The organism is Winogradskya humida (genome assembly GCF_016862215.1).
GTDB lineage: Bacteria > Actinomycetota > Actinomycetes > Mycobacteriales > Micromonosporaceae > Actinoplanes > Actinoplanes humidus.
On sequence record NZ_BOMN01000091.1, the window covers coordinates 1 to 13,308 of the forward strand.

Sequence of the window (13,308 nt, forward strand, 5' to 3'; positions counted from 1 at the left end):
CCGACGCACCTCGCCCCGACCCACCTCACCCTCCCCCTGACCCCTCCCAACCCCGCCCCTGCCGACCCCGCCCTCTGACCCCCCTTCCGGCCCTGCCCTCCGGTGTCACGCAGAGGCACCAAACAAAATGGTTGTTCTTGTTGTAGAGTCTCAAGGAGAACTACTATTGCGTTTGATGCTCAAGGAGGGTCATGCCCAGGCTCACCGAGGCCCGGCGCGACATGCGGCGCGACCAGATCGCCGACGCCGCCATGCGGTGTTTCGCTCGCAACGGCCTCGACCGCACCTCGATCGCGGACATCGTGGCCGAGTCAGGGCTCTCCGCCGGCTCCATCTACGCCCACTACCGCAACAAGGCCGACCTGGTCACCGCGGTCACCGGCCAGGTGCTCGACCGCAAGAGCACCGTCCTGCAGGAATGGGCCGCGCAGGATCCCCCGCCGCACCCCGACGAGATACCGGCCCGCCTGGTCGCCCTGATGAGCCCCGAGAAAGCCCGCGTGGCGGTGCAGACCTGGGCCGCGGCGACCGTCGACCCGGGGGTGCGCGCCGTGCTCGCCGGGATGTTCGACGGCCTGTGCGCCCTGCTCCAGGACTACGCCACGACCTGGCTGATCACGACCCAGGACACGACCCGGACCGACGCCCGGGAACGAGCCGTCCACATGGTCCGCCCCCTGGTGGCCCAGTTCCAGTCAGAGATCCTCAGCAGAGCCCTCGATCTGAGAGTGAGTCCACAATGACCGCAACCCCCGGCGGCACCGCACCCCTCGCGGGCCACCCCGCTGCCCGAGTCGGATTCGGCGCGATGCAGCTGCCCCGCCACGCCGACAAGGAGCGGTCGGTCGCCGTCCTGCGCCACGCGATCGACCTCGGCGTCAACCACGTCGACACCGCCGAGTTCTACGGCTTCGGCTACGCCAACGACGTGATCCGCCGGACCCTGCGCGACGGCGACAACGTGATCGTCGTCAGCAAGGTCGGCGCCGACCCGGACCCGGACGGCCCCGTCCCGCTCAAACTCGCGCAGCGCCCCGAGCAACTGCGCGCCAGCGTCGAGGCCAACCTGCGCAGCCTCGGCACCGACACGATCCCGCTGGTCAACCTGCGCCGCACCGACGGCGGCCCCGGCGTCAGGGCCACCGGCGACCAGCTCGTGGACCTCGACGACCAGCTCGCGGTGATGACCGCCCTGCGCGACGAGGGCAAGATCGGCGCCATCGGCCTCAGCGGTGTGACCCTCGACGTCCTGCAGCGTGCCCTGCCGGCCGGGATCGCCTGCGTCCAGAACGCCTACAGCCTCGTGGCCCGCGACGACGAGAAGCTGCTGGAGCTCTGCACCGCCGAGAACATCGCCTGGGTCCCGTTCTTCCCCCTCGGCGGCGCATTCCCCGGCATGCCCAAGGTGACCGACGAGCCGGTCGTGCTGGAGACCGCGGCCCGCCTCGGCGTGACCCCGGCCCAGATCGGTCTCGCCTGGCTGCTCCACCACGCCCCGAACGTCCACCTGATCCCGGGCACGGCCGACCTCGGCCACCTCGACGCGAACATCGCCGCCGGCGCGATCACCTTCGACGCGGAGACCCTGGCAGCCCTCGACGCCGTGCCGTCCCGGTCCTCGCAGATCTCGCTCGGCTAGGGCGGCAAGCATCTCGTCGTAGGAGTTCCTGGCGTTCCGCCGTGGACCTCGGCACTGTCCACGGCGGGCCCGGACGTGACTCGCCGGGTCGGGATGCTGCCGGCCGCACGGCCAGATGTTGCGCTGGGCACAGGAAAGCGACAACTTTGTGCGGTGTTGTTCGTCAAGCCCGGGCGATCATGCCTGAACGCGAAACATATGTTCCCTGGCCAGACGTGATTGGCTCACGATTAACACCCGACGCCGCAGAAGGTTGCGGCAATGCGGGCTCCGGCACAACTTCGTGGACCGCGGGCGGAGGACCCGCGGCTATCCGAGGCGCCGTAGTGCTGTCTCGACGGTGACCTCGACCCGGGAAGTCATGCCGGGCCCGTCGACGGGACGGCGCCCGGCGACCTGGCCACGGATCCACTTCGGCCCGCTGTCGTCATAGTGCAGGAGGGCGTACAGGTCCCACCACGGATCGAGAGCCACCCCGGCGATCGACTCGTAGAGCGACCGGAGCTGCTCCGGCCACTCGGGTGAGTAGAGCGCGGCCAGGTATCGCCGGCAGTGCCCGACGTCGATCGCGCGCGGCCCCCGGTGGATGGCGTTCCAGTCGGTCAGTCCGGTGATCCTGCCGCGCGACCACAGCAGGTTGACGGGCAGGAGATCGCAGTGCAGAAAGACGGCGGTGTCCTTCGGCGGCGGCTCCGCCATGACGGCGAACGCCGCCTTCCACACGGCCGGCTTCTGTGCGCCGGCCGGCACCTGAAACCCGTCCCGGGGAGCGATCCAGGAATCCGTCCAAGGTCTGAACGTCGGCGCGGGGAGATCGAGGGAGTGCAGCAGCACAGCGATCTCCGCGATCCTCGTCATCCACGACCGGGGTTCCTGGGGATTGAGGTGAACATGGCCCTGCAACCGTGTCATCAGCAACGATGGTGCGCCTCCCGTCGAAGCACCATCGACGTCAGCAGCCAGGATGCCCGGGACCGGGAGCCCGCTTCCCGCCACCACACCGAGATTGGTGATCTCCTTCTCCAGGCTCCCCCGCAGGCCGAGCCCACCCGGGTACTGCCGCAGTACGACGAACGTCCGGATTCCGCGGCGTTCGACGGTCAGCCGACTCACCGCGGAGCTGACGCCACCGGTCATGCGGCGGCAGCCGACGATGCGACTGCCCCGGCCCATCGACGCCGCGACCCAGGCCAGGGTCTCCGCGGAGGGCCGGCGCTGCCGGAACCCGCCATCCCTCCAGTCGCCATCGGTCATGGGCGCGAGGCTGTCCGTCAGAGGCCCGGCGCCGGGCGGGGCGGGGCGGTGCTGTCCCGGACGACGAGGTGCAGGTTGGCGCTCGGGGCCTCGAACTGGTCGCCTGTCAGCCGGCCCAGCAGGAAGCCGACCGCGCTGCGGCCCAGCTCCGCGAAGTCCTGGGCCATCGTGGTCAGCGCCGGGGTCCAGAGCTGGGCGAGGGGGTGGTCGTCGAAGCCGGCGACGCTGATGTCGTCGGGGACGCGCAGGCCGGCGTCCTGGAGGCCTTTGATCACCCCGAAGGCGACCTCGTCGTTGCCGCACAGTACGGCGGTGACGTCGTCGCGCTTGGCCAGCTTCAGGGCGGCGTCGTAGCCGGAGCGGGCCGTCCAGTCGGTTTCCAGGGGGCGGGGCACCGGGGCGCCCGCGGCCTTCAACGCCTCCCGCCAGCCGAGCATGCGGCCGCTGGGCCGGCCCGAGCCGGGGACGGCGACGTGGTGGACCGTGCGGTGGCCGAGGCCGAGAAGGTAGTTCGTGGCGTCCCAGCCGCCCTGGTGGTCGTCGAAGAGCGCGCGCGGGATGCGGCGGTTGCCCGCCGTCGAGGACACCGCGGCCACGGCGACGGTGTCGGGCAGGGCGGCCAGCGCACGGCTGCCCTGGATGTCGAACTCGAGCACGATGACCCCCGCAAGGGGCTGGCCCAGCGCCAGTCCGACAGCGGCCCGGACCGCCTCCTCGTCGGCGGCACCGACCACGGTGATCGCCACGACGAGGCCGGCGGACCGGGCCGCTTCCTCGATGCCCTGGATCGTGCTCGCGTACCCGTAGCGGGTGGTGTCGCCGGTGAGGACGCCGATTATCGAGCGCTGCCCGGTGACGAGGGCGCGGGCGGCCGCGTTGGGGTGGTAGCCGAGCTCCTCGATGGCGCGCATCACCTGGACGCGCTTGTCCTCGCTGACCCGGGTCGCCCCGCTGAGCACCCGGGAGACCGTGGGGACCGAGACACCCGCCGCGCGCGCGACATCGGCGAGCACGGGCGGGCGTTTGAGGGGGCGGGCGGTCACGCCGGTCAGCGTACTGGCCGCGGCCCTGCCAGGCGGGGTCTGCACCTACGCGGCGCCGAGCGCTTCGAGCAGCCGGTCGATCTCGTCCTCGGTGTTGTAGTGGTAGATGCTGGCCCGGACGGCGCCTCCGCTGTCGCGCAGCTGCGCTGCCTCGAAATACTCGACCGCGTAGTAGTCGCCGTTGGACACGCAGATGTTCTGTTCGCCGAGGATGCGGGCGGTCTCCGCGGGTGCCTGGCCGGCGAGCCGGAACGACACCGTCGGGCAGCGGTCGGCCGGGGCCGCGAGGACGGTTACCCCGTCGATCTTCTCCAGCCCGGTGAGAAACCTTTCGAGCAGGCCATTTTCGTACGCCGTGACAGCCGTCAGACTCTCGACCAGCCGCTCGCGCCGCGTCCCACCCGTGGCACCGGTCAGCCCGGCCAGGTGATCCACCGCCGCGGTGATCCCGGCGAGCAGTTCGAAGCTCAGCGTCCCGAACTCGAAGCGCTCCGGCACCGACTTCGGCGACGGCACCAGCTTGACCGGCTCGAGCGGCTCCCAGATCGCCGGATCCGCGACCACGGCGGCGTAGTGCGGCCCGGACCACTTGTAGGCGCTCGTGACGTAGAAGTCGGCGCCGAGCTCCTTCACGTCGGTCACCCGGTGCGCGGTGGAGTGCACCCCGTCGACGAACGTCAGCACCCCGGCCGCGTGCGCGATCGCCGTGATCTCCCGGACCGCCGGCATGGTCCCGGTGGCGTTGCTGGCCGCGGTCACGGCGACGAGCCTGGTCCGCGGCCCGATCAGCTCCCGGAACTGCGCGACGGGCAGCTCCCCGCTGCGCACGTCGACGTCGGCCCACCGCACGGTCGCACCCACGGACTCGGCGGCCTGGATCCACGGCCGCACGTTCGCGTCGTGGTCGAGCCGGGTCACGACGATCTCGTCCCCCGGCCCCCACCCCTGCGCCAGCGTCCGCGCGACCAGGTACGTCAGCGCCGTGGCGCTGGCCCCGAACACCACCCCGGCAGGATCCCCGCCGACCAGGTCGGCGATGGCCGCCCGCGCCGACGCCACGATGTCCCCGGAACGCCGCGCCGGCTTGTAGCTGGTCCCCCGGTTGGAGACGGCGGCCTGCATCACCCCGGTCACGGCGACGACAACCGGCGAGGCGACCTGAGTGCCCCCGGCCCCGTCGAAGTGCACAAATCGCTCATCAAGGGCGGGATACGCGGACCTGATCCGAGCCACATCGAAGACCATGCAACGACACTAAGTCGCGGAGGGCGTACGCGTGATGGTGGGGTCCATGCGCCGCAGGCCGGCGGTGTTCTCGTGGCGGGGCAGCCGCAGGGTCTGGTCGCAGAGCCGGGCCAGCTCGGCGGTGACCACCTCGGGGGTGGCATGGCTGTCGAGGAAGCGCACCTCGGCGGGGTCAAGCGGCGGCACCTGCACGTGTGAGATGAGCGGGTGCAGCGGCCGGCGGTCGATCTCGCCCGTGCCGAAGAGCTCCTCGTGCAGCTTCTCGCCGGGGCGCAGGCTGGAGAACTCGATGTCGATCGGGACCGGGGCGAGCTGGGCCATCTGCCGGGCCACCTCGGCGATGCGGACGGGGCTGCCCATCTGCAGGACCAGGGCCTCGCCGCCCTGGCCGATCGCGGCGGCCTGGATGACCAGGTGGACCGCCTCCTGGATGGTCATGAAGTAGCGGGTGACGTCCGGGTGGGTGACGACCATCGGGCCGCCCGCCGCGATCTGCGCGTTGAACGCGGTCAGCACCGAGCCGCGGCTGCCCAGCACGTTGCCGAAGCGCACGCTCAGGAACGAGCCGGGCCCGGCCGCCGCCGTGTGCGCGGTGAGCCGCTCCGTGATGCGCTTGCTGTAGCCGAGCACGCTGATCGGGTTGGCGGCCTTGTCGGTGGAGATGTTGACGAACCGCTCGACCCCGGCGGAGGCCTCCAGCACGGTCAGCGTCCCCCAGATGTTGGTCTTCACCGCCTCGCCCGGGTAGCGCTCCAGCAGGGGCAGGTGTTTGAGCGCCGCGGCGTGGAACACCACCTGCGGGCGGCGGACCTTGAAGATCGACCGGACGGTGGCGGCGTCACGCAGGTCCGCGAGGATGACGGACGGGTCGTCGAGCGACGCCCGTCCGTCCAGCGACAACTGGACCGCGTGCAGGGCGGACTCGTCGCGGTCGAGCATCATCAGCTCGGCGGGGGCGTACCGGCTGAGCTGGCGGCACAGCTCCGAGCCGATCGAGCCGCCGGCGCCGGTGACCAGGACCCGTTTGCCGGTCAGGTAGCCCGCGATGGCGTCCAGGTCGGTGTCGATCTGGCGGCGGCCGAGCAGGTCGGTGATCCGTACGTCACGGACGTCCGTGACGCTGACCCGGTCGTCGATCAGCTCGCTGAGCGCGGGCACGACCTTGAACCCGGCCCCGGCGGCGACGGTGATCCCGCGGACCTCGCGGACCAGGGCGGCGTCGGCGTTCGCGACGGAGAAGACGACCGTGCCCGCCCCGGTCGCGGCGAGTGCGGCGGGGATCGCCTCCCTGCCACCCAGCACGGGTACGCCGTGCACCCGCAGATGCCGCTGCACCGGATCGTCGTCGATGACCCCGACCGGCAGGTAGCGCCCGCGCCGGTCGCTCAGCATGGACCGGGTCAGGACGTGCCCGGCGGCTCCCGCGCCGAAGAGCAGCACGGGGGTGGCGGTGCTCGGGTCCGGCCGGGAGCTGTATTCACGCTGGAGCCGGCGCAGGTACCGCACGGCGAGCATGAGCACGAGCGCGATCATCCCGCCGACCACCGGCGCGCTGGCCGGGATCGGGCGTGACGGCAGGCCCAGGTCGGCGACGAGGACGAGGAACGCGGTCAGCAGGACGGTCAGCGAGACCGCGCGTACCTCCTCGAAGCTCGCGAAGCCGTACCGGCCACGGTAGAGGAACTGCAGGTGACCGATCACCGCGTGCAGGACGACGGTGCCGAGAACGGCCAGCGTCGTCGTGACGAGCTGGCGGGTGCCCAGCGCGAACTCGTACCGGGTGAGTACCGCGGCGGTCAGGCCCGCGCCCCACGCGGCACCATCGATGACCAGGGCGGCGATGGCCCTTCCCCGTGCGCGCATGGAACTCAGACTAGGAACTTCCGGGCCCCCGGAAGGACGAAATACGCATTCTCCCCTTTGTGCCCCTTATGGACTATATCTTGGGCGATATGGAGTTGCGTGACTACATCCGCGTCGCCCGGAAGCGCTGGTGGATGGTGGTCACCGCCGTCGCGGTGGCGCTCGCCCTCGGCACCCTGCTCACGGTCCAGGCCGTCCCCCAGTACGCGACGTCGGTGACGTTCTTCGTCACCACCCCCAGTGCCGGGGTGTCGGACGCGTACCAGGGTGGACTCTTCTCCCAGGAGCGGGTGAAGTCCTACTCGACGCTGCTCAGCGGCGACCGCATCGCCCAGCTGGTCGCCGGCTCGCCCGGCATCGACCTGGACGCCACCGAGGTCCGTGCCCGGATCTCCGCGCAGGCGGTCCCGGAGACCGTGCTGCTGCAGGCCACGGTCACCGACAGCAGCAAGGACCGCTCCCGGCTGATCGCCGCCGCAATGGCCGAGCGGTTCAAGACGCTCGTCGAGTCGCTGGAGACCCCGCCCGGCAAGAAGGTCTCGTCGGTGAAGGTCGAGGTCGTCGCCGGGCCCGAGACCGCGGACACCCCGGTGAGCCCGCGCCCGCTGCGCAACCTGGCCCTCGCCGCCGTGCTCGGGCTCATCGTCGGTGCCGCCGCCGCGGTGCTGCGCGAGGTCCTCGACACCACCGTCAAGACCGCCGAGGCGTTGCAGGAGCTCGCCTCCGCGCCGGTGCTGGCCGGGGTGCCGTTCGACAACGACGCCAAGGGCGGCCCGATGACGCTGACGGGCGGCGGCCACTCCGCCCGCGCCGAAGCCCTGCGGCAGCTGCGCACCAACCTGCAGTACGTCGACGTCGACCGCCCGGTGAAGACCCTCGTGGTGACCAGCGCGGTCCCCGGCGAGGGCAAGTCCTCGACGGCGTGCGGCGTCGCGATGCTCTTCGCCGAGGCCGGGCAGCGGGTCCTCATCGTCGACGCCGACCTGCGCCGTCCCCGCATCGCCGACTACCTCGGCCTCGAGGGCGCCGCCGGGCTCACCACGGTGCTGGCCGGCAAGGCCTCCGTCGACGACGTCCTGCAGCGTTACGGCAACCACCTGTGGGTGCTGCCCAGCGGTTTCCTGCCGCCGAACCCCAGCGAGCTGCTCGGCTCCCAGCACATGGCGACCCTGATGGACGAGCTGCGCGAGGTCTTCGACACCATCATCATCGACTGCCCGCCGCTGCTCCCGGTGACCGACGCGGCCGTGGTCGCGGCCCGCGCCGACGGCGCCCTGCTGCTGGCCCGCTCCCGCCGCACGACCAGCGCCCAGGTCACCGGCGCGGTCAAAGCCCTCAAGTCGGTCGACGCCCGGCTGCTCGGCTGCGTCCTGAACATGGTCGCCGCCAAGGGCCCCGACGCGTACTACTACTACGACGAATACTCGGTGAAGGGCCACAGCGCGGGCCGCCGCGCGAGCGGGCGCCGCGAACCGATCGGCGTCGTGCCCGACGTCATGGCCGCCCGGGACGCGCCGGCAGCCGATGTCGTGTCAGCGCCGCCGGTGGGATCGGTGCGATGAGGCCGCCCAGTGCGTCGAACACCGTCTGCAGCTGCGCGGCGCACCGCCGGAACGCCTCGACCGGCTGGTCGACCGGGTCCGCCAGGTCGTCGTCCACCGGCAGGCCGACCGGCACCGACGCGCGGACGACCGGGAGCAGGTCGAGCAGCCGGCGCAGCCGGCGCGGCGTGGTGTCGATGCCCGGCAACGCGTCCGGGGACGTGGCCTGCACGTACCGTCCGAACTGCGGGATCGTGAAGGTGCGCCGCACCGCCACCGGATCCAGGGCGACACAGGCCGAGCGCTGCTGCCGGGTCGCGGTCAGGATCAGATCAGCCGTACGCACCTGCAGCTCGCCGAGCCGCCGGGTGCGGAAGCCCGTCGTGTCGACGGCGTGCTCGCCCAGCACCTGCTCCGCGTACGGATGCATGGGCTGGTTGCTCCACGCGTGTGTGCCGGCGCTGCTCACCTCGACCACCTCCGCAGCCGGGCCGAGGCTCTGGCGTGCGAGCCCCTCGGCCAGCGGCGACCGGCACAGATTGGCGTGGCAGACCACGAGAATCGAAAACCGCTCATCGGATGTCATCGAGGCTCCTCCCGGGTCGGGTCACCCTAACCCGCCGCATCAGCGCGTGAGAGGAGTATCGCGATGAGTCACCAGGTCCTGCTGTCCAGCCCCGATATCGGCCCCCTGGAGCAGGAATACGTCCTCGCCGCCCTGCGCTCCGGCTGGGTCGCCCCCATCGGACCCGACCTCGACGCCTTCGAACGCGAGCTGGCGGAACGCACCGGCGTGGCCCACGCGGTCGCCCTCAGCTCCGGCACGGCCGCGCTGCACCTGGCCCTGCTCGGCGTCGGCGTCGGCCCGGGCGACGTGGTGGTCGTGCCCACCCTCACGTTCGCGGCCACGGCGAACGCGGTCGTCTACACCGGTGCCACCCCCTACTTCGTCGACTGTGACCCGGCCACCGGCAACCTCGACCCGGACCTGCTCGGCGCCGCCCTCGCCGGTCTGCGCCGCGACAGCACACCGGTCGGCGCGGTGCTGACGGTGGATCTGTTCGGGCTCTGCGCCGATTACGACCGGGTGCTGCCGATGTGCGAGCGGTACGGCGTACCCGTGATCGAGGACGCCGCGGAAGCCCTCGGAGCCGACCATCGCGGCAGACCGGCCGGATCCTTCGGCCAGGCCGCGGCCCTGTCCTTCAACGGCAACAAAATCATGACGACATCGGGCGGCGGCATGCTGCTGACCGCCCATGCCGCGCTCGCCGACCGGGCCCGCTACCTGGCCACCCAAGCCCGTCTTCCGGTCCCGCACTACGAGCACACCGACATCGGCTACAACTACCGGCTGAGCAACGTGCTCGCCGCTCTGGGTCGTGCCCAGCTCTGCCGCCTCGACGAGATGATCGCCCGGCGGCGTGACCTGCGACGGCGCTACAGCAAGCTCTTTGCGGGTCTCGAAGGCGTACGCATCCTCGGTGACTCCGATGGCACGAACGCCTGGCTCACCCCGGTCGTCGCCGACCCGGAGGAGGCCGGCTGGTCCACGGCCGAGCTGGCGGCCCACCTGACGGCGGCCCGCATCGAGACCCGCCCGATCTGGAAACCGATGCACCTGCAACCCGTCTTCACGGGCAAACCGGGTCTGCTCAGCGGCGCCGCCCAGCGCCTCTTCGACACCGGCCTCATCCTGCCGAGCGGCTCGTCCCTGGGCGAGGAACAGATCGCCCACGTGACCGGCGCTATCACCGACTTCCTGGACGACCACGCATGACGTACGACTCCCGCAAACGCCTCCTCGACGTGTCGGCCGCCGCCCTCGGCCTGCTGCTGACAGCCCCGTTGATGCTGCTCCTGGCACTCACGGTGGCGCTCGCCCTCGGCCGTCCCGTGCTGTTCCGCCAGCGCCGCGCCGGCCGCCACGGCACCACGTTCACGCTGCTGAAGTTCCGCACGATGGTCGACGAGGACCCGGAGCACGGCCTGCTGACCGACGCGGAACGCCTCACCGGCTGGGGCCGCTTCCTGCGCTCGACCAGCCTCGACGAACTGCCGTCGCTGGTCAACGTGCTCCGCGGCGAGATGAGCCTGGTCGGCCCCCGCCCGCTCCCGGTGCGCTACCTGGACCGCTACACCCCCGACCAGGCCCGCCGGCACGAGGTCCTGCCCGGCATCACCGGCCTCGCCCAGGTCCGCGGTCGTAACCTGCTCACCTGGGAAGAGAAGTTCCACTACGACGTGGCGTACGTCGGCGACCGCTCACTCTCGCTCGACCTGCGGCTGCTGGCCGCCACCGCCCTGGCCGTACTCCGCCGCGACGGCATCAGCGCCCGCGACGAAGCCACCGCCCCCGAGTTCAAGGGATCCCCGGTATGACCTTCACGATTCTGCTGTCTTCCGCCGGCCGCCGGGTCAGCCTGTTGCGGTCGCTGCGGCACGCGGCCACCGCCGCCGGCCTCGACGCCCGGGTCATCGCGTGCGACCTCGGCTGGACCGCCCCGGCGATGCACCTGGCCGACGCCGGGTTCACCGTGCCACGCTGCACCGACCCGGCCTTCGCCGCCCACGTCACCGAGTTGTGCGATCAGGAGCAGGTCGACCTCGTCGTGCCGACGATCGACACCGAGCTCCCCGTCTGGGCCACCCTCAAACCCGACCTCGCCACCATGGGTACGACCGTCGCGGTCTCCAGCCCCGAAGCGATCGCCGTCGCGGGCGACAAGCGGCTCACCAACCGGCACTGCGCCGAGTCGGCGATCCCGTGCCCACGCCAGGCACCCCTCGCCGACGTGCAACGCGACGCCAGCGGCTGGCGGCTGCCCCTGATCGTCAAGCCAGCCGGCGGCTCGTCGAGCGTGGGCCTGCACCGGGTCACCACCTGGGCCGCCCTGGACGCGATCCCCGCCGATCCCGGCCTGGTGGTCGAGGAGACCGCCCCCGGCATCGAGCACACGGTGGATGTCCTCGTCGACCGCGACGGCCACGCCCACGGCCCGGTCGTCCGGCGCCGGCTCGAGGTACGCGCCGGCGAGGTCAGCAAGGCCCAGGTCGTCCGGGACGACCTGCTCGCGTCGCTGGCGGTGCGCACGGTCGAGACGCTGCCCGGCGCGTACGGCCCGATGAACGTGCAGATCTTCTCCGACGGCACGACCGCCGCGGTCATCGAGATCAATGCCCGCTTCGGCGGCGGCTGCCCGCTGAGCTTCCAGTCCGGCGGCAGGCACGCCGAATGGCTGATCCGCGAGGTCGCCCGCAAGGAGGCCCCGCCCGCCGCACCCGTCATCGAGTACGGCCTGATGATGCTGCGCTGGGACGACGAGGTGTTCGTCCGTGCGGACTGACGTCGTCGTCTTCGACATCGACGACACGCTGTACCTGGAACGCGACTACGTGGCGAGCGGGTTCGCGGCGGTCGAGGCGGAACTCGGCATCCCGGGATTCGCCGCAGCCGCCTGGAACGGGTTTCTGGAGGGGCGCCGGGGCACGATCTTCGACGACGCACTCGCCGAGCTCGGGGTGCGGGCGGATGTCGGGCGACTCGTCCGGGCGTACCGGGACCATCGCCCGCGGATCGAGCTCTTGCAGGATGCACTGAACGCCTTCGAGGAACTCCGCGACCTCGACGTCGACGTGGCCTTCCTGACCGACGGACCACGCGCCAGCCAGTCCGCAAAGGTGCGAGCTCTCGACCTCGCCGCATATGGATCGCCCATCGTCATCACCGATGAACTGGGGCCGGGCTTCGGCAAGCCGGATCCCCGCGGCTTCCAGCGGATCGCGGACCGGACCGGCGCCCAGACGTTCGCCTATGTGGCGGACAACCCGTCGAAAGACTTCGCCGGCCCCAAGAGCCTGGGTTGGTCGACCATCAGGGTCAGACGGCCGGGCGGCCTGCATCATCGGGATGCGAGCGGCCCGGACGTCGATGTGACCCTGACGGACCTCACCGGTCTCACAGCGGCCCGGGCCGCGTGCTCGGCGTAGCTCAACCACAGAATTCGTAGATGAGGAAATCAGCGAACGAGGTCTCCGTCCGACTGCCCTGGTAGGGGTACCTGTTCGGGATGCGGTCGCTGAGGCGCCACCGCGGGAAACGTTCGGCGACGTCGTGAAGCACCCGCCGGTGCAGAACGTGGGGCGAGGTCCGCTCGATGACCGTGAGGGAGTCGGCATCGCTGGTGTAGAGAACGACGAGCCGGCGGGCTGACCCAAAAACATGATCCAGGTGCAGGTCGTAGACGTCATCCTCCACCAGGTGATAGATCACGTCGAGGGAGAGCGCCAGATCGGCGCTGATCAGCCCGGCGTGGTCCACGAACCGTGCCGGGTCGTAGTACAGAAAGCTCTTCGTCCGGTCGCCGGCGAACTGCGCCATGGTGGCGGTCAGCGTCGTAGGAGAGACATCCAGGCCCAGATAGCGGGGATAGTCGGCAAGAGCGAGCTGCTCACCGTCGCCACAACCGAACTCGATGACCGAGGAGACGCCATACCGGGCGACGACCGCGTTGAGCGTCTCGGCCTTGAAAGCGGCAAGCCGGCCGATCGACCCGTGCCCCGAGGTTCCCCCCGTCGCGTAGTGGTCCTCCCAGTACCGCTGCGATCCGGTGAAGGACCGGTCACGCAGAAATCTCGCTACGCCGGACAGCACCGGGCCCGCACCGGGCACCTGCCGGATCCGCCGCAGCATGGTTCGTTCCACAGTCATCCCATCCTCCGT

General features: G+C 71.1%; 13 protein-coding genes. 7 read left to right on the top strand and 6 right to left on the bottom strand.

From position 1 onward, the window contains the following. The first annotated feature begins 191 nt into the window (after positions 1 to 191). Positions 192 to 743, top strand: coding sequence for a TetR/AcrR family transcriptional regulator (locus Ahu01nite_RS32265; RefSeq protein WP_203840473.1), 552 nt, complete (start codon positions 192 to 194; stop codon positions 741 to 743). Further along, complete coding sequence (locus tag Ahu01nite_RS32270; RefSeq protein ID WP_203840474.1) at positions 740 to 1,639, top strand: aldo/keto reductase; 900 nt, start codon at positions 740 to 742, stop codon at positions 1,637 to 1,639. The genes Ahu01nite_RS32265 and Ahu01nite_RS32270 overlap by 4 nt, the downstream gene beginning before the upstream one ends. Positions 1,640 to 1,948: 309 nt before the next feature. Here the strand turns inward: Ahu01nite_RS32270 and Ahu01nite_RS32275 are convergent, their stop codons facing one another. The 4 genes from Ahu01nite_RS32275 to Ahu01nite_RS32290 are packed head-to-tail and all read right to left on the bottom strand — an operon-like array spanning position 1,949 to position 7,044. Further along, the gene (locus Ahu01nite_RS32275; protein ID WP_203840475.1) at positions 1,949 to 2,893 is read right to left on the bottom strand and encodes a phosphotransferase family protein; all 945 of its coding nucleotides are present in this window, start codon (positions 2,891 to 2,893) and stop codon (positions 1,949 to 1,951) included. A gap of 17 nt (positions 2,894 to 2,910) precedes the next feature. Continuing rightward, a complete protein-coding gene (locus tag Ahu01nite_RS32280) occupies positions 2,911 to 3,936 on the bottom strand; it encodes a LacI family DNA-binding transcriptional regulator (protein WP_203840476.1) in 1,026 nt (341 codons plus the stop codon). A 45-nt stretch (positions 3,937 to 3,981) separates the two neighbouring features. Next, on the bottom strand, positions 3,982 to 5,181 hold the full coding sequence (locus Ahu01nite_RS32285; RefSeq protein WP_203840477.1) for a cysteine desulfurase-like protein: 1,200 nt from the start codon (positions 5,179 to 5,181) through the stop codon (positions 3,982 to 3,984). 9 nt (positions 5,182 to 5,190) lie between these two features. Then, entirely contained in the window at positions 5,191 to 7,044 is a 1,854-nt protein-coding gene (locus Ahu01nite_RS32290; RefSeq protein WP_203840478.1) for a nucleoside-diphosphate sugar epimerase/dehydratase, read from the bottom strand. Between the two features lie 89 nt (positions 7,045 to 7,133). Between Ahu01nite_RS32290 and Ahu01nite_RS32295 the strand changes: the two genes are divergently transcribed. Then, positions 7,134 to 8,606 (top strand): tyrosine-protein kinase domain-containing protein, encoded by a 1,473-nt coding sequence (locus Ahu01nite_RS32295; protein WP_203840479.1) that lies wholly within the window; start codon positions 7,134 to 7,136, stop codon positions 8,604 to 8,606. Here the strand turns inward: Ahu01nite_RS32295 and Ahu01nite_RS32300 are convergent. Next, positions 8,539 to 9,171: an arsenate reductase/protein-tyrosine-phosphatase family protein gene (locus tag Ahu01nite_RS32300; RefSeq protein WP_203840480.1), complete on the bottom strand. Its 633-nt coding sequence runs from the start codon at positions 9,169 to 9,171 to the stop codon at positions 8,539 to 8,541. The two genes, Ahu01nite_RS32295 and Ahu01nite_RS32300, sit on opposite strands and share 68 nt — an antisense overlap. A gap of 63 nt (positions 9,172 to 9,234) precedes the next feature. Here Ahu01nite_RS32300 and Ahu01nite_RS32305 point away from each other — a divergent pair, with 63 nt between their 5' ends. From Ahu01nite_RS32305 to Ahu01nite_RS32320, 4 genes are read left to right on the top strand one after another with little or no spacing between them, the layout of a single operon-like run. Next, on the top strand, positions 9,235 to 10,365 hold the full coding sequence (locus Ahu01nite_RS32305) for a DegT/DnrJ/EryC1/StrS family aminotransferase (RefSeq protein WP_203840481.1): 1,131 nt from the start codon (positions 9,235 to 9,237) through the stop codon (positions 10,363 to 10,365). Continuing rightward, positions 10,362 to 10,967, top strand: coding sequence for a sugar transferase (locus tag Ahu01nite_RS32310; RefSeq protein ID WP_203840482.1), 606 nt, complete (start codon positions 10,362 to 10,364; stop codon positions 10,965 to 10,967). The genes Ahu01nite_RS32305 and Ahu01nite_RS32310 overlap by 4 nt, the downstream gene beginning before the upstream one ends. After that, a complete protein-coding gene (locus Ahu01nite_RS32315) occupies positions 10,964 to 11,932 on the top strand; it encodes an ATP-grasp domain-containing protein (RefSeq protein WP_203840483.1) in 969 nt (322 codons plus the stop codon). Before Ahu01nite_RS32310 ends, Ahu01nite_RS32315 begins: the two co-directional genes overlap by 4 nt. Next, positions 11,922 to 12,575, top strand: coding sequence for an HAD family hydrolase (locus Ahu01nite_RS32320; RefSeq protein ID WP_203840484.1), 654 nt, complete (start codon positions 11,922 to 11,924; stop codon positions 12,573 to 12,575). The genes Ahu01nite_RS32315 and Ahu01nite_RS32320 overlap by 11 nt, the downstream gene beginning before the upstream one ends. A gap of 1 nt (position 12,576) precedes the next feature. Here Ahu01nite_RS32320 and Ahu01nite_RS32325 read toward each other — a convergent pair whose 3' ends face one another. Continuing rightward, the gene (locus Ahu01nite_RS32325) at positions 12,577 to 13,296 is read right to left on the bottom strand and encodes a class I SAM-dependent methyltransferase (RefSeq protein ID WP_203840485.1); all 720 of its coding nucleotides are present in this window, start codon (positions 13,294 to 13,296) and stop codon (positions 12,577 to 12,579) included. Positions 13,297 to 13,308: the final 12 nt, after the last annotated feature.